The following is a 25,468-nucleotide window of genomic DNA, read 5'->3' as shown; positions in this document are numbered from 1 at the left end:
GAGTCTGAGAGCTCTCTTAACGCGCGTCCCCGTCGCCGCGCAGCGCCCGCCACTCCGGCGCGAGGACGGACCAGACCTCCATGTCGTGCCGGATGCCCTGCCAGGGGAAGCTCTCCCGCAGCACGCCGTCCTTGGTGAAGCCGAGCCGCTTGGCGGCCGCCTTGCTGCGGTCGTTGCGCGAGGAGACGAGCCACTCCACGCGGTGCATGCCGCGCTGGTCGACGGCCCAGTCGATGAGGACCTTGGACGCCTTGTTCACCAGGCCGCGCCCGGCGGCCGACGGCTCCAGCCAGACGCCGACCTCACAGCCGTCCACGCTGGTGTCGAAGATCCGGAAGAGGACGCCGCCGACGAGTGTGCCGTCCAGCCAGATGCCGTAGAAGCGGCCGGTGTCGGCGGCCTGCTTGTCGGCGAACGTCTGGAGGTGCTTGCGCGCGCCTTCGAGGTCCTGCACCGTCGTGGCGAAGGGCACGTACGGCCCCGCGTACTCCCGCGCCCGCTCGACGTGCTCGAGGAACTCCTGCGCCTGCCACGGCTCGATCGGCCGCAGCTCAGCGCCCTCGCCCAGCGATATCGCGAACATCCTGCTCCTTCGGCCCACTCACGTCGTCGACTGCGTCCCGCTCTCCGGGGATCTTCGCAGATGCGCCGCCCGTGTTCGAACGACATTCGGGCGGCTCGATGCTGATGCGCGGCAGGAGGCGGTCGAGGCCGCGCGGCAGCCACCAGTTGGCGCCGCCGAGCAGGTGCATCAGGGCCGGCACGAGCAGCGTGCGCAGCACGAAGGCGTCGAGAGCGACGGCCGCCGCGAGCGCGATGCCGAACATCGCGATGACGCGGTCGCCGCTGAGGACGAAGGCGAGGAAGACCGAGATCATGATGACGGCGGCGGAGTTGATGACGCGGCTCGTCTCGGCGAGCCCCACGCGGACGGCCCGCCGGTTGTCGCCGCTCGCCAGCCACTCCTCGTACATCCGGCTGACCAGGAACACCTGGTAGTCCATGGAGAGCCCGAAGAGGACGGACACCATGATCACGGGGAGGAAGGGCTCGATGGGCCCGGCCCTGCCGAGTCCGAGCAGTTCACTCCCCCACCCCCACTGGAAGATCGCGACGACGACGCCGAAGGCGGAGGCGACGGCGGCGACGTTCATCGCGGCGGCCTTGAGGGGGATGCCGACGGAGCGGAAGGCGAGCAGGAGCAGGACGCAGCCGAGCCCGATGACCACGCCCACGAAGAGCGGCAGTTTGCCGACGATGACCTCGGCGAAGTCGTCGTAGCTCGCGGTGACGCCGCCGACCCGCAGATCCAGGGAGCGGTCCGCCTCGGCCCTCGGCAGGACGTCCTCGCGGAGCCGGTCGACGAGGGCGCTGGTCGCCTCGGACTGCGGTGCCGAGTCGGGGACGACGGTGAGGAAGGCGGCGCGGCCGCCGTCGTCGTACGTCACCGGGCTGACGGAGGCGATGCCTTCGGTCGACTTCAGCGTGGTGACGAGGTCGTCGAGGGCGACTCGGCCGCCCGCTCCGTAGACGTCGCCCACCAGGGTGAGGGGGCCGTTCACGCCGGGCCCGAACCCGTCGGCGAGCAGGTCGTACGCCTGCCGTGTCGTGGCCTTCGCCGGGTTGTTGCCCTGGTCGGACGTGCCCAGGTGCAGGCCGAGCGTGGGCAGCGCGAGTACGGCCATGACGAGGACCGCGACGGCGCCGAGCACCTTGGGGTGGCGCTCCACGAAGGCGGCCCAGCGGGCGGCGAACCCGGTCGGCAGCTCGGGTTCGGGTCCGTGGGTGGCGATCCTGCGGCGTTCGCGGCGGCTGAGGGCGCGCGGGCCGATCCAGCCGAGGAGGGCGGGCAGCAGGGTGACGGACGCGGCGACGGTGAGGACGACGGTCAGCGAGGCGGCGACGGCGACGCCGTTGAGGAAGCCGAGCCGCAGGATGAGCATGCCGAGGAGGGCGATGCAGACGGTGGCGCCCGCGAAGACGACGGCGCGTCCGGTGGTGGCGACGGCGCGTTCGGCGGCGACGGCGACGGGCAGGCCGCGTTTGAGGCCCTTGCGGTGTCTGGTGACGATGAAGAGGGCGTAATCGATGCCGACGCCGAGGCCGATGAGGGTGCCGAGCATCGGTGCGAAGTCGGCGACGGTCATCAGGTGGCCGAGCAGCACTATGCCCGCGTACGCGGTGCCGACGGAGACCAGGGCGGTGGCGATGGGCAGGGCGGACGCGGCGAGGGAGCCGAAGGCGAGGAAGAGGACGACGGCGGCGACGGCCACTCCGACGACCTCGGCGACCTGGGCGCTCTTGGACTCGGTGAGCCCGACGGCGGTGCCGCCAAGCTCGACCTGGAGCCGGTCGGATGCGGCGGCCTTCGCGGTGTCGACGACGGCCTGCGCGTCGGCCTTGTCGATGTCGTCGGCCTGCTCGCGGAAGGTGACGGTGGCGTACGCCGTACGGCCGTCCTGGCTGATCCGGCTCGTGCTCCCGTCGTCGTACGGTCCGGAGACGGACGCCACGGCGGGCTGCTCGGCGATCTTGCCGAGGGCGTCGGACATCGTCTGCTCGACGTCGGCGGCGCGGACGGAGGCGCCGGGTCCGGTGTGCCAGACCACGGTGTCGCTGTCGCCGCCGAGGCCGTGGAAGTTCTCGTTCAGGAGCTGGGTCGCGCGACCGGACTCGGTGCCCGGCACTTCGTAGTCGTTCGAGTACGCGGATCCGGCGACGGCCGCGGCGGTCGCGGCGCCGCCCAGGGCGAGGAGCCACAGCAGGACGACGACGAGGCGGTGCCTGACGCACCAGCGGGCAAGTGCTGCCACGGACCGGCTCCCTGGTTATGTTCCTGGATCTTCACCGGGAGCGGCAGTCGACGAACTGAACGGCCCGCAAAGAACGCATGAGTGGCGACATGTGCGCCGCAGCCACTTTCGCAGCCCTTGATGATCGTTGGTCCGCTTCGTGGCCTTCCTCACAAGGGCACAAGAGCACAGGGAGCGCGGGAGCTCATCACGAGCCCCCCACGCCCCCTGCGCACGCCGCGCGTGTCGCGCGTGTCGCGTATGCGTGCTTCAGCCCGAGACGCTCGCGCGTCCGTTCTCGATGTGCCCCATCAGCCGCCGCCGGAAGGCGGCGTCGCCGTCGGCGGTCACCTCGACGTCGTACCAGCCGTGCTCGTCGGCGGTGTGCCACGCGATCGTACGGCTGCTGCGGGCCTTGACGCGGACGGTGCGCGTCCGCGAGCGGACGTCCGATGCGTCCACGTATCCGAGCGGCTCGACCGTGAAGACGAGGTCGCGGCGGCCGCGGTTGGCCAGCGTGAGGTGGATCTCGCGCCGGGTGATGGCGGAGGCGACCCGCGCCCCGCCGTCCTTGCCGTGCCCCTCCTTGCCTCCGCCATCCGTCGCCCCCGCGAACTCGCGCCGGAAGCCGTTCGGGCCGACGACGGTGAAGGCGTACGTGTCCCCCGGCACCGGCACGGTCCACGAGCCCTTGCGGACGACGTCCTGATGCTGCGGGATCGGGAACTCACCGGCGTACGGGTAGAGCGCGAAGTGGGCGCTGGAGCTGCCGCCGTTGCGCAGCCGCACCGTGAGCGTGCCGTCCTCGGCCGGCCCGGCGTCGGCGTCGGGCTGGTAGGGCAGCGGGCGGGCGCGGCGGACGCCCGGTTCCTGGACCGGCATGGACTGCTTCAGGGGCGGCTGCGGGTTCCAGCGGCCACTGAACGGGGGGATGGCGCCCGGCTGCTCGACGTCGGGCCGCCGGTGGCCGCGCCGGAAGTCGAAGGCGCCGGTGAGGTCGCCGGTGACCTTGCGGCGCCAGGCGCTGATGTTGGGCTCCCGCACGCCGGTCCACTTCTCCAGGAAGCGCACGACGGAAGTGTGGTCGAAGACTTCGGAGCAGACGTACCCGCCGACGGTCCACGGCGAGACGACGAGCATCGGCACGCGCGCGCCGAGCCCCGTCGGCTTGCCCTCCCAGCGCTCCTCCCGCTCCTCGGCGGAGTCGCCGCCGGGCACGGGCGGCGGTACGTGGTCGAAGAAACCGTCGTTCTCGTCGTAGTTGATGAAGACGGCGGTGCGGCGCCAGACGTCGGGGTGCGAGGCGAGGGCGTCCAGGACCTTGTAGACGATGGTGGCGCTGTGGATGGGTGAGGAGACGCTGGGGTGCTCGGAGTCCAGGGCGGACGGCACCAGATAGCTGACCTTGGCCAGCTTGCCGCGTGCGACGTCGTCGGCGAACTCCTCGGCGAGCTTGCCGGTGGGCACGCGCCGCAGACCGCGCTCGAAGAGGGACCGTTCCCGCTTGTTCAGCGTGGCGACACCCTCCTCCAGGGTGGCGAGCAGCTTGGTGCGCTCTGCCTCGTCCTTCGCGTCGCGCACCTTGGCGTAGAAGGCCTCCATGTAGGTGAGGCCCGTCTTGGCCAGGGCCTTGCGGGCGATGGCCTTGAAGGTGGTGAAGAACTCGATCTGGTTGTCGGTGAAGTTCTCCCACTCGGTGTACGTCTGCCAGCTCACGCCCGCCTTCTCCAGGCGCTCGGCGTACGTGCCCCAGCCGTACCCCGGGTGCGTGCCCTCGGCGTACGCGTCGTTGCCGACGGCCCGTTTGCCGTTCGGCTCGTATCCGGTCTTGCCGCTCCACAGGTGGTTGCGGTTGGGGCTGGTGGAGGTGTGGATGGACGAGTGGTAGGCGTCGCAGACGGTGAAGGTGTCGGCGAGTTCGTAGTGCAGCGGGATGTCCTCGCGCGTGTAGTACGCCATGGTGGCGGCCGTCTTGGCGGTGACCCAGCCGTCCATCCAGCCGTCGTGCCAGGCCTTGGCGCCGCCGCTCCAGGAGTGGTCGAGCGCGCCGATGTACTGGAGGTCCTTCTTCTGCGTCTCGGCGGCCTGCCGCACGGGGAACGGCAGGATGGTGCGCAGGGCGCTCGGCTGCTCGAAGACCGAGGTGCCGCCGGGGAGGCGTATCGCGTTGCGGTCGCCGAAGCCGCGCACGCCGCGCAGGGAACCGAAGTAGTGGTCGAACGACCGGTTCTCCTGCATCAGGATGACCACGTGCTCGATCTTGTCGAGGCCGCCGTGGGCCGGCGGCTCGTGCGCGAGCGCCTCCTGCAGCGAGGGCGGCAGGAACGAGCCGACGGCGGCGACGCCGAGCGCGCCGCCGCCGATCGCCATCAGGCGTCTGCGCGAAATCTCCGGAGTCACGTGGGACCTCCCAGTAGTCCTGGCCGACATCCAATGGTTCTCTGCTGATCCATTGACCTGTACGGCGGGGACGCTAGTGACGCCCGGTTTCCTTGTGAAGACTGCGGGACGAAGTCGCGGTGAACGTCCAAAAGTTCACCACGGCAGTCCATGGCGGACGGGGCTGCCGACGGTGGCGGGCAGCGATGTCAGTGGCGGGTGTCATTCTCGGACACATGGAACTCGCCAACCGCATCGCCGCCTTCACGGAGCTGGTCGGACCGCCCGCCGACGCCGCGCCCGCCGTCGACTGGGCCACGGTGGAGGCCTGGCTCGAAGTCCCGCTCCCCGGGGACTACAAATCGCTGGTGACGGCGTACGGCCCGGCCGAAATAGGCCACCCCGGCACCGCTTCCCTACGGCTGCACACGCCGTGCGTCAGCACCGACGGGCGGTACGAGTACGGGGCGTGGGTGGTCGAGACCCACCGGCACTCCGCCATCAGGCCCGGCATGTTCACCCGGGAGCAGCGCCGCTTCCTGCCCGACGAGGGCGGCCTCCTCGCCTTCGCCACCACGTCGGCGGGCGACCACCTCTTCTGGGACACCTCGGCTTCGAAGGACCCCGACGAGTGGCCGGTGGTGCTCCTGACCACGTCCGTCGCGGTCGGCGTCGCCGCCCCCTGGGTGGCGTACGACATGCCGCTCCTGGAGTTCCTGCACACCGCGGTCCACGAGGGCGTGCCGAACCCGGGCGAGCCCGGCGGGCGCCTCGGCCCGCTGCCGCCCGTAGCGCGCACCTGGGCGCCGCTGGCCGGAGCCGCGCCGTGGTCACCGCCGCCCCGGGGGACGTACGTCGACGCCCGCCAGCACGCCGCGCTCACCGAGGGCGAGGGCCTGGCGGCGGTCACCGCGCTGATACCCCCGCCGCTCACCCCCCACCTGGGCAAGGGCAGTTGGGAGGCGCTCTTCGAACGGCTCGGGACACGCCTTCCCGCGGACTTCGTGGCGCTGTCGGAGGCGTACGGCGCGGGGAACTGGAGCTGGTGGCTCGACATGCCGGTGCCGCTCGACCTCGACCACCGGCTCGGCCTCGCGGCGGGCACGGAGGAGATGCTGGAGGGGTACCGCAGCCTGCGCGAGAGCTTCCCCGAGTACTACCCGTTGCCCGCCTGGCCCGAGCCCGGGGGCTTCCTGCCCGTCGTCTCGACGATCGACGGCGACCAGATCGGCTGGTGCGCCGAGGGCGACGACCCCGACCGGTGGCGCGTCGCGGTCAACCCGCGGCACGCGGACCAAGGGCCGCCCCTGGAGACGAACTTCACCGAGACGCTCCTGAACTGGCTGCGCGGCGGCCGCCCATCGGGCGAGGGCTTCTACTGGCTGCGCAAGGACCAGGACCCGCTGGAGCACATGTTCTTCGAACCGTTCGGGGCTCCGCCGGGTACGGGTGAGGGCGGCACCCCCGAAGGGAGCACCGCCCTCACCCGGCCGGACGGAGAGAACCTCAGCCCTCGCTGACGCCCAGCTTCTCCAGGATCAGCTCCTTGACGCGGGCCGCGTCGGCCTGGCCACGAGTGGCCTTCATGACCGCGCCGACCAGCGCGCCGGCGGCCGCGACCTTGCCGCCGCGGATCTTGTCCGCGACGCCGGGGTTGCCGGCGATGGCCTCGTCGACGGCGGCCGTCAGGGCGCCCTCGTCCGAGACGACCTTCAGGCCGCGCTTCTCGACGACCTCGTCCGGCGTGCCCTCGCCCTTCAGGACACCCTCGATGACCTGGCGGGCCAGCTTGTCGTTCAGGTCACCCGCGGAGACGAGCGCGGTCACCCGGGCGACGTGCGCCGGAGTGATCGGGAGCTCCTCAAGGGCGACACCCGACTCGTTGGCGTTACGGGCCAGCTCGCCCATCCACCACTTGCGGGCCGACGCCGCGTCGGCGCCCGCCTCGATGGTGGCGACGATCGGCTCGACCGCACCCGCGTTGAGGATCGACTGCATGTCGTGCTCGCTGATGCCCCACTCCTCGCGGAGGCGGTTGCGGCGCACGCGCGGCATCTCGGGCAGACCGGCCCGCAGCTTCTCGACCCACTCGCGGGCCGGGGCGACGGGGACGAGGTCGGGCTCCGGGAAGTACCGGTAGTCCTCGGCGTTGTCCTTGATGCGCCCGGCGGTGGTGGAGCCGTCCTCCTCGTGGAAGTGACGGGTCTCCTGCACGATCGTGCCGCCGGAGTTCAGGACCGCCGCGTGGCGCTGGATCTCGAAGCGCGCCGCGCGCTCCACGGAGCGCAGCGAGTTGACGTTCTTCGTCTCACTGCGCGTGCCGAACTCCTGCTGCCCCTTGGGGCGCAGCGAGAGGTTCACGTCGCAACGCATCTGGCCCTTGTCCATCCGGGCCTCGGAGACGTCGAGCGCCTTGATGAGCTCGCGCAGCTCGGCGACGTACGCCTTGGCGACCTCGGGGGCACGCTCGCCCGCGCCCTCGATCGGCTTGGTGACGATCTCGATGAGCGGGATACCGGCGCGGTTGTAGTCAAGGAGGGAGTGCGAGGCGCCGTGGATACGGCCCGTAGCGCCACCGACGTGCGTGGACTTGCCGGTGTCCTCCTCCATGTGGGCGCGCTCGATCTGGACGCGGAAGACTTCGCCGTCCCCCAGCTGGACGTCCAGATAGCCGTTGAAGGCGATCGGCTCGTCGTACTGGGAGGTCTGGAAGTTCTTCGGCATGTCCGGATAGAAGTAGTTCTTCCGGGCGAAGCGGCACCAGTCGGCGATCTCGCAGTTCAGCGCGAGGCCGATCTTGATCGCGGACTCGACACCGATCTCGTTGACGACCGGCAGGGCGCCGGGCAGGCCGAGACAGGTGGGGCAGGTCTGGCTGTTCGCGTCCTGCTTGAGCGCGGTCGAGCAGCCGCAGAACATCTTGGTCTTGGTGCCGAGCTCGACATGGACCTCGAGGCCCATGACGGGGTCGTACGTCGCGAGGGCTTCCTCGTACGACACCAGGTCAGAAGTGACAGTCACGGTGAAACTTTCCCTCTCAGCCCAGCAGGACGTCGTCGTCGCCGAGGCGCTTGAGCTCGCGTACGAGCAGCGCGACGCCGGTGACGATGGCGGCAGCGGAGACGACGGCGTCCACGAGACGGAGCGTGTCGTGGTCCGAGCGGGCCATCCTGGCCTGCTTGAGCACGCTGACCGCGCCGAACGCGGTGGTGCCGATCGACAGGTACGTGCCGGTCTTGGACTTCTTGAAGCCCTTGGCCTTGTTCAGTGCACTCACAGCGACGGTGCCTCCTCAAGCAGCGGGTGACCCCACTTTTCCACGAAGGCGGCCTCGACGGCAGCGCCGACCTTGTACAGCCGGTCGTCCTTCATGGCGGGGGCGATGATCTGCAGTCCGACGGGCAGGCCGTCCTCCGGCGCGAGGCCGCAGGGCAGCGACATGGCGGCGTTGCCCGCCAGGTTGGTCGGGATGGTGCACAGGTCGGCGAGGTACATCGCCATCGGGTCGTCGGCGCGCTCGCCGATCGGGAACGCGGTGGTCGGCGTCGTCGGGGAGACGATCACGTCGACCTGCTCGAACGCCGCTTCGAACTCGCGGGTGATGAGCGTGCGGACCTTCTGGGCGCTGCCGTAGTACGCGTCGTAGTAGCCGGAGCTGAGCGCGTACGTACCGAGGATGACGCGACGCTTGACCTCGTCGCCGAAGCCGGCCTCGCGGGTCAGGGCGGTGACGTCCTCTGCGGACCGCGTGCCGTCGTCGCCGACGCGCAGGCCGTAGCGCATGGCGTCGAAGCGGGCGAGGTTCGAGGAGCACTCGGAGGGCGCGATCAGGTAGTACGCGGAGAGCGCCAGGTCGAACGTCGGGCAGTCCAGCTCGACGATCTCGGCGCCGAGCTGCTTGAGCAGCTCCACCGACTCGTCGAAGCGCTGCACGACACCGGCCTGGTAGCCCTCGCCGCGGAACTGCTTGACGACGCCGACACGCATGCCCTGGACGGAGCCGTTGCGGGCGGCCTCGACGACCGGCGGGACCGGGGCGTCGATGGACGTCGAGTCGAGCTCGTCGTGGCCCGCGATGACCTCGTGCAGCAGCGCGGCGTCGAGGACGGTGCGGGCGCAGGGCCCGCCCTGGTCGAGGCTGGAGCTGAACGCGACCATGCCGTAGCGGGACACGCCGCCGTACGTCGGCTTGACGCCGACCGTGCCGGTGACGGCCGCGGGCTGGCGGATCGAGCCGCCGGTGTCCGTGCCGAGGGCGAGGGGGCTCTCGTACGAGGCGAGGGCCGCGGAGGAGCCGCCGCCGGAGCCGCCGGGGATGCGGGTGAGGTCCCAGGGGTTGCCGGTGGGGCCGTACGCGCTGTTCTCCGTGGAGGACCCCATGGCGAACTCGTCCATGTTGGTCTTGCCGAGGATGACGACGTCGGCGGCCTTCAGGCGCTTGGTGACCGTCGCGTCGTACGGCGGGATCCAGCCCTCGAGGATCTTCGAGCCGACCGTGGTCGGGATGCCCTCGGTGGTGAAGATGTCCTTGAGCGCGACGGGGACGCCGGCCAGCGGGCCGAGCTTCTCGCCCCGGGCGCGCTTCTCGTCGACGGCGCGGGCCTGCGCGAGGGCGCCCTCGCGGTCGACGTGCAGGAAGGCGTGCACCTTCTCGTCGACGGCGTCGATGCGGGCCAGGTGGGCCTCGGTGACCTCGACCGCGGTGAGCTCGCCGGAGGCGATCCTCGACGCGATCTCTGCTGCGGTGAGCTTGATGATGTCCGTCATGGCTTTCAGTCCTCCCCCAGGATCTGCGGCACCTTGAAACGCCGCTGCTCCTGGGCGGGGGCGCCCGAGAGCGCCTGCTCGGGGGTGAGCGACGGGCGGACCTCGTCCGCGCGCATGACGTTCGTCAGCGGCAGCGGGTGCGAGGTCGGCGGTACGTCTTGGTCGGCGACTTCCGAGACGCGGGCTACCGCGCCGATGATGTCGTCGAGCTGTCCGGCGAAGTGGTCGAGCTCCTCGGCCTTCAGCTCCAGACGTGCAAGGCGGGCGAGGTGGGCGACCTCCTCGCGCGTAATGCCAGGCATGCGGCGATCCTCAGGGGTGAGTGTGTGGGTTGTGGCCCAATCCTATGGGTCACCGACCCGTGCCCGTGAAACGGTTTCCTCCCCGCGGCTCCGGGGCGCCCGCGCGGGCTACTGCACCACGTGCCCCGGGGACTGTTCCGCGGCGGCGTTCGCCGCTTCCGCTGCTACGTCCGCCGGTCGGCGCCAGCCCCGGGAGCCGCGGGCGCGGAGCCATGCCGTCGTCTCGTCGGCCGGCATGGCGGCCGCGACGAGCCAGCCCTGGACCGCGTCGCATCCGAGGTCCCGCAGCCGCTCCCACGTCTCGTCGTCCTCGACGCCCTCGGCGACGACGAGCAGTCCGAGCGAATGGGCGAGGTCGACGGTGCAGCGGACGATCTCGGCGTCCTCGTTGTCGACGGCGAGGCGGGCCACGAAAGAGCGGTCGATCTTCAGCTCGCTGACCGGGAGGCGGCGCAGGTGGACCAGGGAGGAGTACCCCGTGCCGAAGTCGTCGAGGGACATCTTGACGCCGTGGCCGGTGAGCCCCGCGAGGGTGTCCGCGGCGCGCTGCGGGTCTTCGAGGAGGACGTGCTCGGTTATCTCCAGCTGCAGGGCTCCCGCGGGGACCCCGTGACGGGCGAGGCGCGCGGCGACCGCTCCGGCGAAGCCCGGCGTGTGGACGTCGCGCGGGGAGACGTTGACGGCGACGGGCACCTTCAGGCCCTGCGCCTGCCACTTCGCGACCTGGCCGAGTGCGGTCTCCAGGACGTACTCGGTGAGGTGCGGCATGAGGCCGGACGACTCGGCGATGGCGATGAACTCATCGGGCGGCACCTTCCCCCGTTCGGGGTGCACCCAGCGCACCAGCGCCTCCAGGCCCGCGACCTGTCCGTCGAACTGGACCTTCGGCTGGTAGTGCAGCTCGACGTCGCCCGCGTCGAGGGCGCGGCGCAGGTCGCCGAGGAGGCCGAGCCGGTCGGGGGTGTTGGAGTCGCGCTTGGATTCGTAGACCTCGACACCCGTACGGTCCCGCTTGGCCTGGTACATCGCGACGTCCGCGCGCCTGAGCAGGCCTTCCGCGTCGAGTGCGTGGTCGGGGAAGACGGCGAGGCCCGCGCTGGCCTCCAGGACGAGGGTGAGGCCGTCGAGGTCGAGCGGGGAACCGAGCGCGGCGACGAGCTGGCGGGCCACGCGCGTGGCCGACGTCGTGGAGTCGGCGACCGGCAGCAGGACGGCGAACTCGTCGCCGCCGAGGCGCGCCGCTTCCGCGCCGCGGGGCAGCGCGAGGCGCAGCCGGTCCGCGATCTGGAGGAGCAGCCGGTCACCGGCGAGGTGCCCGAGGGTGTCGTTGACCGACCGGAAGCGGTCCATGTCGATGAGCATTAACGCGGACCGCGCGCCGATCCGCTCCGCGTCGTCGAGGGCGGTCCAGGTCCGTTCGAGGAGCCACTGCCGGTTGGGCAGGCCGGTGAGGGGGTCGCGGAGCTGCTCCTCGGCACGGGCGCGGGCGATCCACAGGGTGGAGTCCAGGGCGACGAGCGGGATCGCGAAGAGGGGCAGCAGGATCGGCAGGGAGATCGCGACGACGCAGATCAGCGGGGCGATGCCGAGCAGCGCGATGCCGAGGAGGCCCTGCCGGACGAGGGCGGTGCGGGTGACGGTGGGCAGGGCTTCGGTGCGGGGCGCGTGGACGTACCAGAGCAGGACGCGGGTGACGACGAGGTACGCGACGGCGACCAGGGCCACTTGGGGTGCGGTGTAGAGGTCCCAGGTCTCGGGGAGCCAGGGCGATTCGGCGCTGGGTGCGGTGCCGAACGCGGCCAGGGTGAGTGCGCCCGCGCCGATGCCGAGGATGTCCACCGCGCCGTGCAGCAGTCCCTGGCGCCAGCGGTGCCTGCGCGCGACGCCGACGAGGACGACGACGGTGAGGCTGACCATGCCGGCGGGGACCCAGCCGTAGAGGAGGAGGACGGCGACGGTGAGGGCGCCGCCGGAGCCCGTGCCGCCCCACCACCGGTCGCGGCCGAGTGCGACGAGGTGGCCGACGATGAGGCCGGTGAGGACGGCGAGGGACCAGCCCGCGGCGCCGGTGGGGAACAGGGCGTGGCGGCCCGTGAAGGCCTGGAAGAAGCCGGTGCCGAGGAGCACGGCGGCCGCGGCGACGGTCAGGAGGGGCAGCAGCGGCCAGGGGTCACGGGTGTCCTGCATGTCCTGCACGGCCGGGGCGCCCTGTCCTGTGAGGGTCGCGGTGCTGTCGGTGCCGTGGCTCGGTGCGGCGGTCCAGGCCCGTTCGCGTGGTTCGACGGCGGTGCTCAGCGCGCAGGGTCCGGAGCCGGGGGCGGGGGCGGGCTGCGGCATGCTGCCCGAGTCGGTGTGCGTCGCGGTCCGGCGGCCGCGCAGCCAGGCCGGCGCGCGCCACCGGCGCGCGCGCAGCCGTGAGTCCGGGGCGGCGCTCTCGGTCGGTTCCATTCCCGTCCCTCTCACAGCCGGCGGTGCCCACGCCATGCGGACTCGGCCCTGATGCGGCCGCGCCCCTGAATCCGTCCCCGCACTCCGTTCGAGCAAGGAGATGTGGTTCTCCCGCACTCGCGCCGAGCAGGGGATGCCCCCTTCCACGCTCTTGATGAGCAGGTGATACCCCGTTCGCAGCGGGGCACGGCAGGCGCACACCTCAACAGTAGGCCGCAGAAGGCTTCCACGGGCAGCGGTCGACTACGGTTGCCCGAATGCGACCCGGCCACCCGTATGCCTCTGGTATGCGCCGAACGGGTGGCCTTCAACCGCTACTCCTCGGTCGGAAGCGCGACTTCCCGCGCCGCGTCCGGTCCTTGTTCGAGCAGGACGGCGAAGCCTTCCTCGTTGAGAACCGGAACCTTCACCTGCATGGCCTTGTCGTACTTCGATCCGGGGTTGTCGCCGACGACCACGAAGGACGTCTTCTTGGAAACGGAACCGGTCACCTTGGCTCCGCGGCTCTGCAGCGCCTCTTTTGCGCCATCCCGGGTGTGGTGTTCGAGCGTTCCGGTGACGACGACCGTGAGACCGGCGAGCGGGCGCGGGCCCTCGTCCTCGCCGCTCGACTCCTCCTCCATGCGCACACCGGCCTCCCGCCACTTGCGCAGGATCTCCCGGTGCCAGTCCTCGGCGAACCACTGTTTGAGGGAGGCCGCGATGGTCGAGCCGACGCCCTCCACCGCGGCCAACTCCTCCTCGGTGGCCTGATCGATGCGGTCGATGGAACGGAACTCCCGGGCCAGCGCCTCGGCGGCCACCGGGCCGACGTGCCGGATCGAGAGGCCCGTGAGGACGCGGGCGAGCGGGCGCTCCTTGGCCGCTGCGATGTTCTCCAGCATGGCCAGGGTGTTCTTCTTCGCCTCGCCCTTCTGGTTGGCGAAGAAGGTGACGACCTTCTCCTCGCCGGTCTTGGGGTCGCGCTTGGGGAGGCCGGAGTCCTGGTCCAGTACGTACGACTTGATGGGGAGGAGCTCGTCGACCTTCAGGCCGAAGATGTCGCCCTCGTCGAGGATCGGCGGTTCGGCGGGCTCCAGCGGCCTGGTCAGGGCGGCCGCGGCGACGTAACCGAAGTTCTCGATGTCCAGGGACTTGCGGCCCGCGAGGTAGAAGAGACGTTCACGCAACTGGGCGGGGCACGACTGGGCGTTGGGGCAGCGGAGGTCGATGTCGCCCTCCTTCATGGGGCGCAGCGCCGTGCCGCACTCGGGGCAGTCGGCGGGCATCACGAACTCCCGCTCGGTGCCGTCCCGCAGGTCGACGACGGGGCCGAGGATCTCCGGGATGACGTCTCCGGCCTTGCGGATGACGACCGTGTCGCCGATGAAGACGCCCTTCTTCTTCACCACGTCCTGGTTGTGCAGGGTCGCGAACTCGACCTCGGATCCTGCGACGGTGACGGGTTCCACCTGCGCGTACGGCGTGACGCGGCCGGTGCGGCCGACGCCGACGCGGATGTTGATGAGTTTGGTGTTGACCTCCTCGGGCGCGTACTTCCACGCGATGGCCCAGCGCGGGGCACGCGAGGTGGAGCCGAGGCGGCCCTGCAGCGGGATCTCGTCGAGCTTGACGACGACGCCGTCGATCTCGTGCTCAACGGAGTGGCGGTTCTCCCCGAAGTACGCGATGAAGTCCCGGACACCCTCCAGTCCCTCGACCACCTTGTTGTGCTTGGCGGTGAGCAGGCCCCACTCGTGCAGCAGGTCATAGGCGTGGCTGAGGCAGTCGATGTCGAGGCCCTCGCGGGCGCCGATGCCGTGCACGACCATGTGCAGCGGCCGGGTCGCAGTGACGCGCGGGTCCTTCTGGCGCAGCGAACCCGCCGCCGCGTTGCGGGGGTTGGCGAAGGGCTTGTCGCCCGCCTCGACGAGGCGGGCGTTGAGCTCCTCGAACTTCTCCATGGGGAAGAAGACCTCGCCGCGGATCTCCACGAGGGCGGGGACGCGGTCGCCCTCCAGGCGCTGCGGGATGTCCGCGATCGTGCGGACGTTCGGTGTGATGTCCTCGCCGGTGCGGCCGTCGCCCCTGGTCGCGGCGCGGGTCAGCTTCCCGTCCTCGTACGTGAGGTTGACCGCGAGGCCGTCGACCTTCAGCTCGCACAGGAGGTGGAAGTCCGGGGTGCCCGCCTCCTTGGCGACGCGGTCGGCCCAGGCGGCGAGCTCCGCGTCGTCGAACGCGTTGTCCAGGGAAAGCATGCGTTCGCGGTGCTCGACGGCGGTGAACTCCGTCTCGTACGAACCCGAGACCTTCTGGGTCGGCGAGTCGGGGGTCCGGAGCTCGGGGTGCTCCTCCTCCAGCGCTTCGAGGGAGCGCAGGAGCTTGTCGAACTCGGCATCGCTGACGACCGGTTGGTCCTTCACGTAATACCGGAAGCGGTGCTCCTCGATCTGCTCGGCCAGCTGGGCATGCTGATCCCGTGCCTCGGCGGGCACAGAGCCTTGCTGTTCGACAGCCACCGTTTCGTCCTCCCGTTTACGTCATACCCAATTACTCAGGGTTGTCTGCGAGCGATCTCGCCGCTCTGGCGCAGTGGGCGAGCACCGCACGCGCATACACGGGTGATGCGCCCGCGAGCCCGCACGACGGAGTGACCACGACCGACTCCGCGAGTGATCCCGGATTCAGCCCCAGCCTGCGCCACAACGTCCTGACACCCATGACGCTACCGGCAGGGTCTGACAATCGGCCGTCCACGCCCGGCACGACACCGGCGAAGAGCCGCGTGCCGCCCTCGACCGCCTCACCGATCGCCTCGTCGTCACGCTCGGTGAGCAGATCGAAGTCGAACGAGATCGCGTCGGCCCCGGCGCGGCGCAGGAGCGCGAACGGTACGTCGGGCGCGCAGGAGTGCACGACCGACGCGCCGTCGCCGTGGACGGCGAGGACGTCCCGCAGCGTGCTCTCGACGAGCTGCCGGTCCACGGCGCGGTGGGTGCGGTACTCGCTGGCGGTCTTGATCTGTCCGCGCAGCACGGCGATCAGGGAGGGCTCGTCGAGCTGGAGGATCACGTGGGCGCCGGGCACCCTGCGGCGGATGTCCGCGAGGTGCGTGCGCAGACCTTCGGCGAGGGATCCCGCGAGGTCGCGGCAGGCGCCGGGGTCGGAGAGCGCGGCCTGGCCGTTCCTGAGCTCCAGGGCGGCGGCGAGGGTCCAGGGGCCGACGGCCTGGACCTTCAGCGGGCCCTGGTACCCCTGGGTGAACTCCTCCAGGGCGTCGAGGTCCTCGCCGAGCCAGGCCCTGGCCCGCCGGGTGTCGCGCCCGGGGCGGTCGCCGATGCGCCAGCCGCTGGGCTCCACGCGCGCGTACAGGTCGACGAGGAGTCCCGCGGTGCGGCCGATCATGTCGGCGCCGGGGCCGCGTGCGGGCAGCTCGGCGAGGTAGGGCATGCCCTGTTCGGGCCCCTCGAAGCTGCCGGTGACGGTCTTCGCGGCCTCGCGGGCGTCCCCGCCGGGCATGGACCCGACGCCGGTGGCGGGGCCCCAGGTGAACGCGTCGCTCATCGTCCCGGCCGCACCGTCAGGTCGTTGACCTCCGCGTCGCGCGGCAGGTCCAGGGCCATGACGATCGTCGTGGCGACCGACTCGGGGTCGATGTAACGGGACGGGTCGTACTCCTTGCCCTCCTGCTGGTGGACCTTCACCTGCATGGCGCTCGCCGTGCGGCCGGGGTAGACGGAGGTGACGCGGACGCCGTTGCCGTGCTCCTCCTGGCGCAGCGAGTCGGCGAGCGCCTTCAGGCCGTGCTTGGAGGCGGCGTACGCGGACCATTCGGGTCCGGCGTTGAGGCCGGCGCCGGAGTTGACGAAGACCACGTGGCCCTGGGCGAGCCGGAGTTGGGGCAGGAAGTGGCGGGTCAGCTCGGCGGGTGCGATGAGGTTGACGTTGAGCTGGTGACGCCACGCCTTGGGGGTGAGCTCGCCGACCGGGCCGAGGTCGACGACGCCCGCGATGTGCAGCAGGGAGTCCACGCGCGCGGGCAGCGACTGGTGCCCGAACGCCCAGGACAGCTTGTCGGGGTCGGAGAGGTCTCCGACGAGGGTGCTCGCGCCGGGGAACTCGGCGGCGAGCTCTTTGGCGCGGCCCGCGTCCCGCGCGTGCAGGACGAGGTCGTCGCCGCGGGTGTGGAGGCGGCGGGCCACGGCCGCGCCGATGCCGGAGCCGGCCCCGGTGATCACATGTGTTGCCATACCCGCCATGCTCGCATCACTGGGTGCCTGCGGATTCCTCCAGGTAGGCCAGCGCGCCGACGGGCTCCTCGGCGAAAAAGACGAGGTCGGTGAGCGGGAGGGGCAGGAATCCCTCGTCCTCCATGCGCTTGAACTGCTCCTTGAGGCCGTCGTAGAACCCCGCCGAGTTGAGCAGGACCACCGGCTTGGTGTGCTTGCCGTGCTTCTTCAGCTCCAGAATCTCGGTGGCCTCGTCGAGCGTGCCGGTACCGCCCACCATGATCACGATCGCGTCGGCCTTCTCCAGGAGCAGCGCCTTGCGCTCGGCGAGGTCGCGCGCGGTCACCATCTCGTGCGGCTCGACGACCTGCCGGGCCTTGGCCGCGAGGAAGTCCACGGAGACGCCCACGAGCCGCCCTCCCGCGGCGTCCACGCCGTCCGCCACGACCTTCATCAGACCGCTCTCGGAGCCGCCCCAGACCAGCGTGTGGCCGCCCTTGCCGAGCAGTTCGGCGAATTCGCGAGCCGGGCGGGTGTAGCGCTCGTCGAGGTCGGCGGCGGAGAGGAAGACGCAGATGTTCATGCGCCCACGGTACGTTCCGTTCCTGAAGGCACGCGCAGAGCACTCGTCGAGGAGGGCACGACATGACCAACGGGCACCGGATCACCGTCGAGCAGGGCAAGGACCACGTGCGCGTGGTGCACGACGGGCAGGTCGTCGCGGAGAGCAGCCGCCCCCTGCTGCTGCGCGAGACGGGCTACCCCGTCCGTCACTACCTCCCCCCGGAGGACGTCCGCACGGACCTGCTGACGCCGTCGGAGACCACTACGTACTGCCCCTTCAAGGGAACGGCCTCCTATTGGTCGCTGCCGGGGGCGGCGGACACGGTGTGGGCGTACCCGGAGCCGAAGGACGCCGTGGCCGGGATCAAGGACCACTTCTGCTTCTACGAAGCAGAGGTCACGGAAGCGTAGGCCACGTCTGGTCTGGTCACGACGCGGCTGTGAACGTCCGCCGGTAGGCGACCGGCGAGACGCCGAGCACGGCCCGCATGTGCTGGCGCAGTGAGTTGCCGGTGCCGAAGCCCGACCGGTGGGCGACCACGTCCACCGGCAGGTCGCTGGATTCCAGGAGCTGCCGGGCGAGCTCGATGCGCTGCGCGGTCAGCCACCGTCCGGGAGGCATGCCGACCTCCTCCTGGAAGCGGCGGGTGAAGGTGCGCAGGCTCATGCGCGCGTGGGCGGCCAGTTCGCCGAGGGGCAGCGGTTCCTGGAGCCGTTCGAGGGCCCACGCGCGCGTGGCGGCCGTCGTGGCGAGCGTGGGCTCGGGGACGGGCCGTTCGATGTACTGGGCCTGGCCACCGTCGCGCCAGGGCGGTACGACGCACACGCGGGCGACGTGGTTGGCGACCGAGGCGCCGTGGTCGCGCCGTACGACGTGGAGGCAGAGGTCGATGCCGGCCGCGACGCCCGCCGCGGTCAGCACGTCGCCGTCGTCGACGAAGAGCACGTCCGCGTCGACCTTGATCCTGGGGAAGGACCGCTGGAAGTCGCGGGCGACGTGCCAGTGCGTCGTCGCGGGGCGCCCGTCGAGGAGGCCGGCGGCCGCGAGGACGAACGAGGCGTTGCAGAACGACACGATCCGGGTGCCGGGCCTGATCCTGCGCAGGGCCGCGGCCACCGGCTCCGGCAGCTCCTCGCCCGTCATCCCCCGGTCGAAGCTGCGGGTCGGCGTGATCACCACGGTGTCCGCCGTGTCGAGGGCCTCGGGCCCATGCTCGGCCGCCACCGTGAACCCGGAGTCCGTACGCACCGGGCGCCCGTCCACGGTGCAGACGACGACGTCGTAGAGCGGCTCTCCGCGGTCGTTCAGCGCGTTGCCGAAGACCCGGGACGGGATGCCCAGCTCGAAGGCGTACGCGCCGTCCAGGGCGATGACGGCCACCCGGTGCGCGCCGTCGCGGTCGCCCAGGCCATTGAGGTTCATGGCCGAATCCTGTCACATGATGGCCATACTGCCAGCACTGCGCGGGCCCACACCGCCGCACTCTTGGTCCCATCAAGCGCTCACCAGCTCTTTTGCCGCTACAGAAAGACCAGGACCATGAAGATGCGTGCCGTCAGCCCCCGCGCCTGGGGTGCCCCCGAGAACCTCGTCCCTGTCGAGGTGGACCGCCCGGAACCCGCACTGACCGAGATCCTGGTCCGGGTCCACGCGGCGGGCGTGAATCCCGTCGACTGGAAGACCCGCGCGGAGGGCGCTTTCGGCAGCTGGGGAGAGACCCCGATCCTCGGGTACGACGTGTCGGGCGTCGTCGAGGAGGTAGGCCCCGGAGTAACCCTGTACCGGCCCGGCGACGCGGTGTTCGGCATGCCCCGCTTCCCCGAGCAGACCGGCGGCTACGCGGAGTTCGTCGCGGCGCCCGCCCGCCGTTTCGCGCCCAAGCCCGCGGCCCTCTCCCACGTCGAGGCCGCCGCACTCCCCCTCGCCGCGCTCACCGCCTGGCAGGGCCTGGTCGAGACTGCGGGGCTCCGCGCCGGACAGCGCGTACTGATCCACGCGGCCGCGGGCGGCGTCGGCCACCTCGCCGTGCAGATCGCCAAGGCGCAGGGTGCGTACGTCATCGGCACCGCCCGCGCGGACAAGCACGACTTCCTGCGCTCGCTCGGCGCGGACGAGCTGATCGACTACACGGTGACGGACTTCTCCGAGGCCGTGCGGGACGTGGACGTCGTCCTGGACGGCGTGGGCGGCGCCTACGGAGACCGCTCCCTGCCCGTGCTGCGACGCGGCGGCCACCTGGTCACGCTGCCCGACCCGGGCGGCCTGCCGAACCCTCAGCGGGCCGCTGAGCTCGGCGTGCACGCCGGGTGGACGATCGTCGAACCCGACCGTCTCGGCCTCCTGGAGATCGCCCGCCTGGTCGACGAGGGGAAGCTCCGCGTGGAGGTGGACACGGTGCTGCCCCTGGAGGACGCCGCCAAGGCGCACGCGTACGGGGAACAGGGCCGCACCCAGGGCAAGATCGTGCTCAAGGTCGCCTGATCAGACCGCGAGGAGGGGCGGCGGGGCCTGCGGCAGTGCCAGCTCGAACCACATGGTCTTGCCGCCCGGCCCGTACGCTCCCTCGCCTATGGCGCACCCGCCCCAACGGTCGGCCACCGCGTCCAGGATCACCAGCCCCCGGCCGCTGTCCGCGTGAACGCTCACCGAAGGGGGTGGGGCGAGCGGCGGCAAGTCCGGACTCATGTCCCACACGCTGACCCGCAGCACGGGGCAGAGCCAGTGCAGGCGCACGGAGGCGGGGCCCTTGGTGTGCCGTACGGAGATGGTCGTGAGCTCGGTGGTCAACAGCTCGGCGCGGTCGGCCAGTTCGGCGAGGTGGTGCGCGGCGAGCACCGCGCGGAGCGTGATGCGGGCGACTCCGGGGCTGCGGGGGTCGCAGGGGAAGTGGAGTTCGTAGGTCCAGGGGGCGGTGAAGGGGAGGGGGGCGGGGTGCGAGTTGGGGTGGGGGTCTTGTTCGGGGAAGACGGCGGGAGTCGCGGTAGGGGTCGAGGCGTGATGTGTACTCACGGGCACCTCCTGGGGTGCTCAGTCGTGATTGGGTGACTTGGTGTGGGCCACGGAGCGTTGAGCCGTCGGTACGTGGTGGCTCTGCCGCGTCGCCTTGCCCCTCCGAGTGGGCAAGGTTGACGTGGTGCGCTTCCGATGCAGACGGCGGAGCGAGTGGCGCGGATCCGAAGGTAGGGCATCGTGACTCACTAATGAGTCGCAATTCACAAATGAGTGAACCTCTGTGGGCTCACTAGAGATTCGGCTCGCCCGTTGCCAGACTGCTCGCGCACACGAGGGAGGGCCTATGGCTCCACGTAATGCCCCTACGGGTCGTCACCGTCGACTGGCCGCAGAAATGCGCCGCATGCGCGAGCGGGCGGGGATATCGATCCAGGAAGCCGCCACCCTGCTCGGCGCGGACCGGACGATGATCTCCAACATCGAGGCCGGGCGAACCGGCCTCAGTGATGAGCGCGTGCGTCAACTGGCCTGTCACTACAAGTGTCCCGACCCGGCCCTTGTCGACGCGCTCGCGGCCATGACCGGCCCTCGGCGGACCAATCACTGGTGGGACGAATATCGGGGCAGACTGCCGGAGGGTCACCTGGAGGTCTCCGAGGTGGAGCACTTCGCCACGCGTATCCGCACAGCGCAGACAGTTCACCTGCCCGGTCTGCTCCAGACCGAGGAACACGCGCGAGCGATCTTCGAGTTCACCGTGCCGAAGCTGCGACGCCTGGACGTGGAGCTGAGAGTCGAGCACCGACTCGAACGGCAGAAGATTCTCGGTGGGGCCAGCCCGACACCCTACGTAGGAATCATCCACGAAGCCGCACTGCGCCTGGAGTTCGGCGGCCCCGAGGTGGCACGCGCGCAGCTCACCTACCTCGCGGATGCAGCGGACCGGGACAACGTGACACTGCTGGTGATCCCGTTCAGCGCCGGCGCCTTCCACGGAGCCGGTCAGTCGATCCTTTACGCGGAAGGTCCGGTGCCACAACTGGACACGGTTCAGCTGGACACCGCGCTTGGCGCGAACTTCGTGGATGCGCCGACACCTCTGGCGAACTATCGTTCCATACTGGACCTGATGGAGGAGTCGGCCTTGTCTGCTGACGAGTCGCAGAAGTTCATCAGGTCGATCGCGGACGAACCGTGAGGGGAATAGCGACGTGACTGGGGATAGATGGCAGCGTTCGTCGTTCTGTGGTGGCGGCGGCAACAACTGCGTCGAGATCGCTACTACGCATGACGGCATCGCCCTCCGCGAAAGCGAGAGCCCGGCCGACGTACTGACGACGGACCGGGCCGCGCTGAGCGCGTTGGTACGGGGCGTGAAGGCGGCTCCGCTCAGACCACAGCCGTAACCCGCTCCGCCGTCGCACTCGTCGCCAGGAATAGGACCCTCGAAATCGCTAGAGATTTACAGAGGTGCCCGTTTTGCCCGAGCTTAAGTGGCTCAAGTCGTCGTTCTCGGAGGCTTCTGGCAACGCGTGCGTCGAGATCGCCACTACGCATGACGGCGTCGCCCTCCGCGAAAGCGACAGCCCGGCCGACGTACTGACGACGGGCCGGGCCGCACTGGCAGCGCTGGTACGGGGCGTGAAGTCGGGGCCGCTGAAACCGCAGCCGTAACCCGTTCCGTCGTCGCGCTCGTCGCCAGGAATCGAATCCTCGAAAGCGCCGAAGATTTGTAGAGGTACCCCCTTTGTCCGAGCTGGAGTGGCTCAAGTCGTCCTTCTCCGGGGACGGCGGCAACAACTGCGTCGAGATCGCCACTACGCAAGACGGCGTCGCCCTCCGCGAAAGCGACAGCCCGGCCGACGTACTGACGACGGGCCGGGCCGTGCTCGGCGCGCTGGTGCGGGGCGAGAAGGCGGGTCCGCTCAGACCGCAGCCGTAGCCCGCTCCGTAGTGGCGATCGTCGCCGAGCCGACCACCCGCGTGCCGTCGTACAGCACGATCGCCTGGCCGGGGGCCACGCCGCGGACGGGCTCGGTGAAGGTGACCCGCAGCTCGCCCTCGACCAGCTCGGCGGCGACCGACGTCTCTCCGCCGTGAGCGCGGAGCTGGGCCGTGTACGTGCCGGGGGCGAACGGGGCCGTGCCGCACCAGCGGGGCCTGATGGCCGTCAGGGACGTGACGTCCAGGGCCGCCGCCGGGCCGACCGTCACCGTGTTGTTCACCGGCGAGATGTCCAGGACGTAGCGCGGCTTGCCGTCGGGCGCCGGGGTGCCGATGCGGAGGCCCTTGCGCTGGCCGATCGTGTAGCCGTAGGCGCCTTCGTGCGTGCCGAGGACCGAGCCGGACTCGTCCACGATGTCGCCCTCCGCCTTGCCCAGGCGGTTGGCCAGGAAGCCCTGCGTGTCGCCGTCGGCGATGAAGCAGATGTCGTGACTGTCGGGCTTCTTGGCCACGGCCAGACCTCGCTCCTCCGCCTCCGCGCGGATCTCCTCCTTGGTGGTGACCGTGTCGCCCAGGGGGAACATCGCGTGGGCGAGCTGGCGGTCGTCCAGGACGCCGAGGACGTAGCTCTGGTCCTTGGCCATGTCGGAGGCGCGGTGCAGTTCGCGGGTGCCGTCCTCGCGGACGATCACCTGGGCGTAGTGGCCCGTCACGACCGCGTCGAAGCCCAGGGCGAGCGCCTTGTCGAGGAGCGCGGCGAACTTGATCTTCTCGTTGCAGCGCAGGCACGGGTTCGGGGTGCGCCCGGCCTCGTACTCCGCGACGAAGTCCTCCACCACGTCCTCGCGGAAGCGGTCCGCGAGGTCCCACACGTAGAACGGGATGCCGATGACGTCGGCGGCGCGGCGGGCGTCGCGCGAGTCCTCGATGGTGCAACAGCCCCGCGCGCCCGTGCGGAACGACTGGGGGTTCGCCGAGAGCGCGAGGTGCACTCCCGTCACGTCGTGCCCGGCTTCGGCGGCGCGGGCGGCGGCGACGGCGGAGTCCACTCCGCCGGACATGGCGGCCAGGACACGGAGGGGGCGCTGGGCACGCTGCGGGGTCTGCGGGGTCTCGGTCAAAGTCATAGCTCTAACAGAGTACGGGGCGGCGGGAACCGGATGCCCGTGAGTAAGCGTTGACGATCACATGGGGGAAGCTCAGCAGGGCGGGCAGGGCGGGCAGGGGCACCGGGGGATCGACCGGCGCACCTTGCTGGTCGGCGGCGCGGCCGCCGCCGCGGGTACCGTCGTGCTCGCGCGGGACGAGCTCGGCAGGCTGTGGTGGCGGATGCCGGGCGTGGTGAAGAAGCGCAAGGAGGGCGAGGTCGACGCCCCCGGCGTGCAGTGGATCGCCGCGTCGGACTACAACTGGCGCCGCGCGGACCGCCCCGACGACTACGAGATCGACCGCGTCGTCATCCACGTCGTCCAGGGCGGGTACCAGACGGCGCTGCGCGTCTTCAAGGACCCGGGCCACGGCGCCGCCGCGCATTACGTGGTGCGCAAGGACGGCCACATAGCCCAGATGATCCGCGAGCTGGACGTGGCGTTCCACGCGGGCAACAAGAGCTGGAACGAACGCAGCATCGGCATCGAGCACGAGGGCTTCGTCGACAAGGAGTCCTCGTTCACCGGTCCGATGTACGCGGCGTCGGCTCGGCTCACCGCCGGGATCTGCCGCCGGTACGACATACCGGTGGACCGCGAGCACATCGTCGGCCACGTGGAGGTGCCGGGCACGGACCACACGGACCCGGGGCCCTACTGGGACTGGGACCGGTATCTGCGCCTGGTGCGGGAGGAGCGGAACAAGCCGGCCAAGCCCACGGGCTCCGCGAGTCCCACAAAGAAGGCCTAGCCCCGGCCGGCTCCTTCCCTAGCTCAGGCCCGCCGTCCGCGCCCGGTCCACCGCCGGGCCGATCGCCGCCGCCACCGCGTCGACATCCGCCTTCGTCGACGTATGGCCGAGCGAGAAGCGGAGCGTGCCGCGGGCCAGGTCGGGGTCGGTGCCGGTGGCGAGCAGGACGTGGCTGGGCTGGGCGATGCCCGCCGTGCACGCGGAGCCGGTGGAGCACTCGATGCCCTGGGCGTCCAGGAGCAGCAGCAAGGAGTCGCCCTCGCAGCCCGGGAACGTGAAGTGCGCGTTGGCGGGCAGCCTGCCCTCCGGGTACGGGTCGCCGCCGAGGATCGCCTCGGGGACCGCCGCGCGGACGGCGGTCACGAGGTCGTCGCGGAGCGCGCCGATCTCGGCGGCGAACTGCTCGCGGTGCGCGGCGGCATGCTCTCCCGCGACGGCGAACGCCGCGATGGCGGGCACGTCCAGCGTCCCGGAGCGCACGTGCCGCTCCTGGCCGCCGCCGTGCAGCACGGGCACGGGGCTGTACTCACGGCCCAGGAGCAGCGCGCCGATGCCGTAGGGCCCGCCGATCTTGTGGCTGGAAACGGTCATGGCGGCGAGCCCGGACGCGGCGAAGTCGACGGGGATCTGGCCGTAGGCCTGGACGGCGTCGGCGTGCAGCGGGACGCCGAACTCCTGGGCGATGTCGGCCAGTTCACGGATGGGCTGGATCGTGCCGATCTCGTTGTTGGCCCACATGACGGTGGCCAGGGCGACATCGTCGGGGTTGCGCGCGATGGCTTCGCGCAACGCTTCGGGGTGCACGCGGCCATGCGTGTCGACCGGGAGGTACTCGACGGTGGCGCCCTCGTGCTCGCCGAGCCAGTGCACGGCGTCGAGGACGGCGTGGTGCTCGACGGGGCTGGCGAGGAGCCGGGTGCGGGCCGGTTCGGCGTCGCGCCGCGCCCAGTAGAGCCCCTTGACGGCGAGGTTGTCCGCCTCGGTGCCGCCGGAGGTGAAGACGGTTTCGCTGGGTCGGGCGCCGAGTGACTCGGCGAGTGTCTCGCGGGCCTCCTCGACGGTGCGTCGCGCCCGCCGCCCCGCCGCGTGCAGCGAGGAGGCGTTGCCGGTGACGGCGATCTGCGCGGTCATCGCCGCGATCGCCTCCGGGAGCATCGGAGTGGTCGCTGCGTGGTCGAGGTAGGCCATGGTGCGCACGATTCTACGAGCCGT

The 25,468-nt window shown here is 70.9% G+C and carries 24 protein-coding genes; 8 read left to right on the top strand and 16 right to left on the bottom strand.

The window, feature by feature from the left end:
• Nucleotides 1–16: 16 nt before the first annotated feature.
• The 3 genes from NOO62_RS28180 to NOO62_RS28170 all read right to left on the bottom strand — a co-directional run bounded on the left by NOO62_RS28180 (nt 17) and on the right by NOO62_RS28170 (nt 5,192).
• Complete coding sequence (locus NOO62_RS28180; RefSeq protein WP_268773627.1) at nt 17–583, bottom strand: GNAT family N-acetyltransferase; 567 nt, start codon at nt 581–583, stop codon at nt 17–19.
• Nucleotides 552–2,813, bottom strand: a complete 2,262-nt coding sequence (locus NOO62_RS28175; protein ID WP_268773626.1) for an MMPL family transporter — start codon at nt 2,811–2,813, stop codon at nt 552–554. Before NOO62_RS28175 ends, NOO62_RS28180 begins: the two co-directional genes overlap by 32 nt.
• A gap of 249 nt (nt 2,814–3,062) precedes the next feature.
• Nucleotides 3,063–5,192 (bottom strand): phosphocholine-specific phospholipase C, encoded by a 2,130-nt coding sequence (locus tag NOO62_RS28170; RefSeq protein ID WP_268773625.1) that lies wholly within the window; start codon nt 5,190–5,192, stop codon nt 3,063–3,065.
• A gap of 215 nt (nt 5,193–5,407) precedes the next feature.
• Between NOO62_RS28170 and NOO62_RS28165 the strand changes: the two genes are divergently transcribed.
• The gene (locus tag NOO62_RS28165) at nt 5,408–6,691 is read left to right on the top strand and encodes an SMI1/KNR4 family protein (protein WP_268773624.1); all 1,284 of its coding nucleotides are present in this window, start codon (nt 5,408–5,410) and stop codon (nt 6,689–6,691) included.
• Here NOO62_RS28165 and gatB read toward each other — a convergent pair.
• From gatB to NOO62_RS28120, 9 genes are all read right to left on the bottom strand, one after another.
• A complete protein-coding gene (gene gatB / locus NOO62_RS28160) occupies nt 6,678–8,192 on the bottom strand; it encodes an Asp-tRNA(Asn)/Glu-tRNA(Gln) amidotransferase subunit GatB (RefSeq protein ID WP_268773623.1) in 1,515 nt (504 codons plus the stop codon). The two genes, NOO62_RS28165 and gatB, sit on opposite strands and share 14 nt — an antisense overlap.
• Before the next feature lie 16 nt (nt 8,193–8,208).
• Nucleotides 8,209–8,448, bottom strand: coding sequence for a hypothetical protein (locus NOO62_RS28155; protein ID WP_150216050.1), 240 nt, complete (start codon nt 8,446–8,448; stop codon nt 8,209–8,211).
• Complete coding sequence (gatA, locus tag NOO62_RS28150; protein ID WP_268773621.1) at nt 8,445–9,938, bottom strand: Asp-tRNA(Asn)/Glu-tRNA(Gln) amidotransferase subunit GatA; 1,494 nt, start codon at nt 9,936–9,938, stop codon at nt 8,445–8,447. The genes NOO62_RS28155 and gatA overlap by 4 nt, the downstream gene beginning before the upstream one ends.
• A 5-nt stretch (nt 9,939–9,943) precedes the next feature.
• Nucleotides 9,944–10,240, bottom strand: a complete 297-nt coding sequence (gatC, locus tag NOO62_RS28145) for an Asp-tRNA(Asn)/Glu-tRNA(Gln) amidotransferase subunit GatC (protein WP_135333574.1) — start codon at nt 10,238–10,240, stop codon at nt 9,944–9,946.
• A 108-nt stretch (nt 10,241–10,348) separates the two neighbouring features.
• Nucleotides 10,349–12,427 carry a putative bifunctional diguanylate cyclase/phosphodiesterase gene (locus tag NOO62_RS28140; RefSeq protein ID WP_414931022.1) on the bottom strand — a complete coding sequence of 693 codons (2,079 nt, stop codon included), beginning with the start codon at nt 12,425–12,427 and terminating at the stop codon, nt 10,349–10,351.
• A gap of 575 nt (nt 12,428–13,002) precedes the next feature.
• A complete protein-coding gene (gene ligA / locus NOO62_RS28135) occupies nt 13,003–15,186 on the bottom strand; it encodes an NAD-dependent DNA ligase LigA (protein WP_268773619.1) in 2,184 nt (727 codons plus the stop codon).
• Between the two features lie 31 nt (nt 15,187–15,217).
• Nucleotides 15,218–16,231 carry a methionine synthase gene (locus tag NOO62_RS28130; protein ID WP_268773618.1) on the bottom strand — a complete coding sequence of 338 codons (1,014 nt, stop codon included), beginning with the start codon at nt 16,229–16,231 and terminating at the stop codon, nt 15,218–15,220.
• Nucleotides 16,228–16,917, bottom strand: a complete 690-nt coding sequence (locus NOO62_RS28125) for an SDR family oxidoreductase (RefSeq protein WP_268773617.1) — start codon at nt 16,915–16,917, stop codon at nt 16,228–16,230. Before NOO62_RS28125 ends, NOO62_RS28130 begins: the two co-directional genes overlap by 4 nt.
• A gap of 16 nt (nt 16,918–16,933) precedes the next feature.
• Nucleotides 16,934–17,479 (bottom strand): TIGR00730 family Rossman fold protein, encoded by a 546-nt coding sequence (locus NOO62_RS28120; protein ID WP_268773616.1) that lies wholly within the window; start codon nt 17,477–17,479, stop codon nt 16,934–16,936.
• A 62-nt stretch (nt 17,480–17,541) separates the two neighbouring features.
• On the opposite strand from NOO62_RS28120, the gene NOO62_RS28115 reads away from it, so the two are divergent.
• Entirely contained in the window at nt 17,542–17,871 is a 330-nt protein-coding gene (locus NOO62_RS28115; RefSeq protein ID WP_268773615.1) for a DUF427 domain-containing protein, read from the top strand.
• Nucleotides 17,872–17,887: 16 nt separating this feature from the next.
• Here the strand turns inward: NOO62_RS28115 and NOO62_RS28110 are convergent, their stop codons facing one another.
• Nucleotides 17,888–18,883, bottom strand: coding sequence for a GlxA family transcriptional regulator (locus NOO62_RS28110; protein ID WP_268773614.1), 996 nt, complete (start codon nt 18,881–18,883; stop codon nt 17,888–17,890).
• A 123-nt stretch (nt 18,884–19,006) separates the two neighbouring features.
• Between NOO62_RS28110 and NOO62_RS28105 the strand changes: the two genes are divergently transcribed.
• Nucleotides 19,007–19,942 (top strand): NADP-dependent oxidoreductase, encoded by a 936-nt coding sequence (locus NOO62_RS28105; RefSeq protein ID WP_268775821.1) that lies wholly within the window; start codon nt 19,007–19,009, stop codon nt 19,940–19,942.
• On the opposite strand, the gene NOO62_RS28100 is transcribed toward NOO62_RS28105, so the two are convergent.
• Entirely contained in the window at nt 19,943–20,470 is a 528-nt protein-coding gene (locus NOO62_RS28100) for an ATP-binding protein (protein WP_268773613.1), read from the bottom strand.
• 346 nt (nt 20,471–20,816) lie between these two features.
• On the opposite strand from NOO62_RS28100, the gene NOO62_RS28095 reads away from it, so the two are divergent.
• From NOO62_RS28095 to NOO62_RS28080, 4 genes are all read left to right on the top strand, one after another.
• Nucleotides 20,817–21,611: a helix-turn-helix domain-containing protein gene (locus NOO62_RS28095; RefSeq protein ID WP_268773612.1), complete on the top strand. Its 795-nt coding sequence runs from the start codon at nt 20,817–20,819 to the stop codon at nt 21,609–21,611.
• 13 nt (nt 21,612–21,624) lie between these two features.
• A complete protein-coding gene (locus tag NOO62_RS28090; protein ID WP_268773611.1) occupies nt 21,625–21,819 on the top strand; it encodes a DUF397 domain-containing protein in 195 nt (64 codons plus the stop codon).
• Nucleotides 21,820–21,892: 73 nt separating this feature from the next.
• Complete coding sequence (locus NOO62_RS28085; protein ID WP_268773610.1) at nt 21,893–22,087, top strand: DUF397 domain-containing protein; 195 nt, start codon at nt 21,893–21,895, stop codon at nt 22,085–22,087.
• Nucleotides 22,088–22,160: 73 nt separating this feature from the next.
• Nucleotides 22,161–22,355, top strand: coding sequence for a DUF397 domain-containing protein (locus tag NOO62_RS28080; protein WP_268773609.1), 195 nt, complete (start codon nt 22,161–22,163; stop codon nt 22,353–22,355).
• Here NOO62_RS28080 and mnmA read toward each other — a convergent pair.
• On the bottom strand, nt 22,339–23,484 hold the full coding sequence (gene mnmA / locus NOO62_RS28075) for a tRNA 2-thiouridine(34) synthase MnmA (RefSeq protein WP_414930897.1): 1,146 nt from the start codon (nt 23,482–23,484) through the stop codon (nt 22,339–22,341). The two genes, NOO62_RS28080 and mnmA, sit on opposite strands and share 17 nt — an antisense overlap.
• 61 nt (nt 23,485–23,545) lie before the next feature.
• Here mnmA and NOO62_RS28070 point away from each other — a divergent pair, with 61 nt between their 5' ends.
• A complete protein-coding gene (locus NOO62_RS28070) occupies nt 23,546–24,256 on the top strand; it encodes an N-acetylmuramoyl-L-alanine amidase (protein ID WP_268773608.1) in 711 nt (236 codons plus the stop codon).
• Between the two features lie 18 nt (nt 24,257–24,274).
• Here NOO62_RS28070 and NOO62_RS28065 read toward each other — a convergent pair whose 3' ends face one another.
• Complete coding sequence (locus NOO62_RS28065) at nt 24,275–25,444, bottom strand: cysteine desulfurase family protein (protein WP_268773607.1); 1,170 nt, start codon at nt 25,442–25,444, stop codon at nt 24,275–24,277.
• Between the last annotated feature and the right edge of the window lie 24 nt (nt 25,445–25,468).

This window comes from Streptomyces sp. Je 1-369 (genome assembly GCF_026810505.1).
GTDB lineage: Bacteria > Actinomycetota > Actinomycetes > Streptomycetales > Streptomycetaceae > Streptomyces.
This window is presented reverse-complemented; position numbering and strand designations above follow the sequence as displayed.

Coding starts and splice junctions, on each gene's coding strand:
- NOO62_RS28180 (WP_268773627.1), bottom strand. CDS start 583: ATGTTCGCGATATCGCTGGGCGAGGGCGCTGAGCTGCGGCCGATCGAG.
- NOO62_RS28165 (WP_268773624.1), top strand. CDS start 5,408: ATGGAACTCGCCAACCGCATCGCCGCCTTCACGGAGCTGGTCGGACCG.
- gatA (WP_268773621.1), bottom strand. CDS start 9,938: ATGACGGACATCATCAAGCTCACCGCAGCAGAGATCGCGTCGAGGATC.
- gatC (WP_135333574.1), bottom strand. CDS start 10,240: ATGCCTGGCATTACGCGCGAGGAGGTCGCCCACCTCGCCCGCCTTGCA.
- NOO62_RS28140 (WP_414931022.1), bottom strand. CDS start 12,427: ATGCAGGACACCCGTGACCCCTGGCCGCTGCTGCCCCTCCTGACCGTC.
- NOO62_RS28130 (WP_268773618.1), bottom strand. CDS start 16,231: ATGAGCGACGCGTTCACCTGGGGCCCCGCCACCGGCGTCGGGTCCATG.
- NOO62_RS28125 (WP_268773617.1), bottom strand. CDS start 16,917: ATGGCAACACATGTGATCACCGGGGCCGGCTCCGGCATCGGCGCGGCC.
- NOO62_RS28120 (WP_268773616.1), bottom strand. CDS start 17,479: ATGAACATCTGCGTCTTCCTCTCCGCCGCCGACCTCGACGAGCGCTAC.
- NOO62_RS28115 (WP_268773615.1), top strand. CDS start 17,542: ATGACCAACGGGCACCGGATCACCGTCGAGCAGGGCAAGGACCACGTG.
- NOO62_RS28110 (WP_268773614.1), bottom strand. CDS start 18,883: ATGAACCTCAATGGCCTGGGCGACCGCGACGGCGCGCACCGGGTGGCC.
- NOO62_RS28105 (WP_268775821.1), top strand. CDS start 19,007: ATGCGTGCCGTCAGCCCCCGCGCCTGGGGTGCCCCCGAGAACCTCGTC.
- NOO62_RS28095 (WP_268773612.1), top strand. CDS start 20,817: ATGCGCGAGCGGGCGGGGATATCGATCCAGGAAGCCGCCACCCTGCTC.
- mnmA (WP_414930897.1), bottom strand. CDS start 23,484: ATGACTTTGACCGAGACCCCGCAGACCCCGCAGCGTGCCCAGCGCCCC.
- NOO62_RS28070 (WP_268773608.1), top strand. CDS start 23,546: ATGGGGGAAGCTCAGCAGGGCGGGCAGGGCGGGCAGGGGCACCGGGGG.
- NOO62_RS28065 (WP_268773607.1), bottom strand. CDS start 25,444: ATGGCCTACCTCGACCACGCAGCGACCACTCCGATGCTCCCGGAGGCG.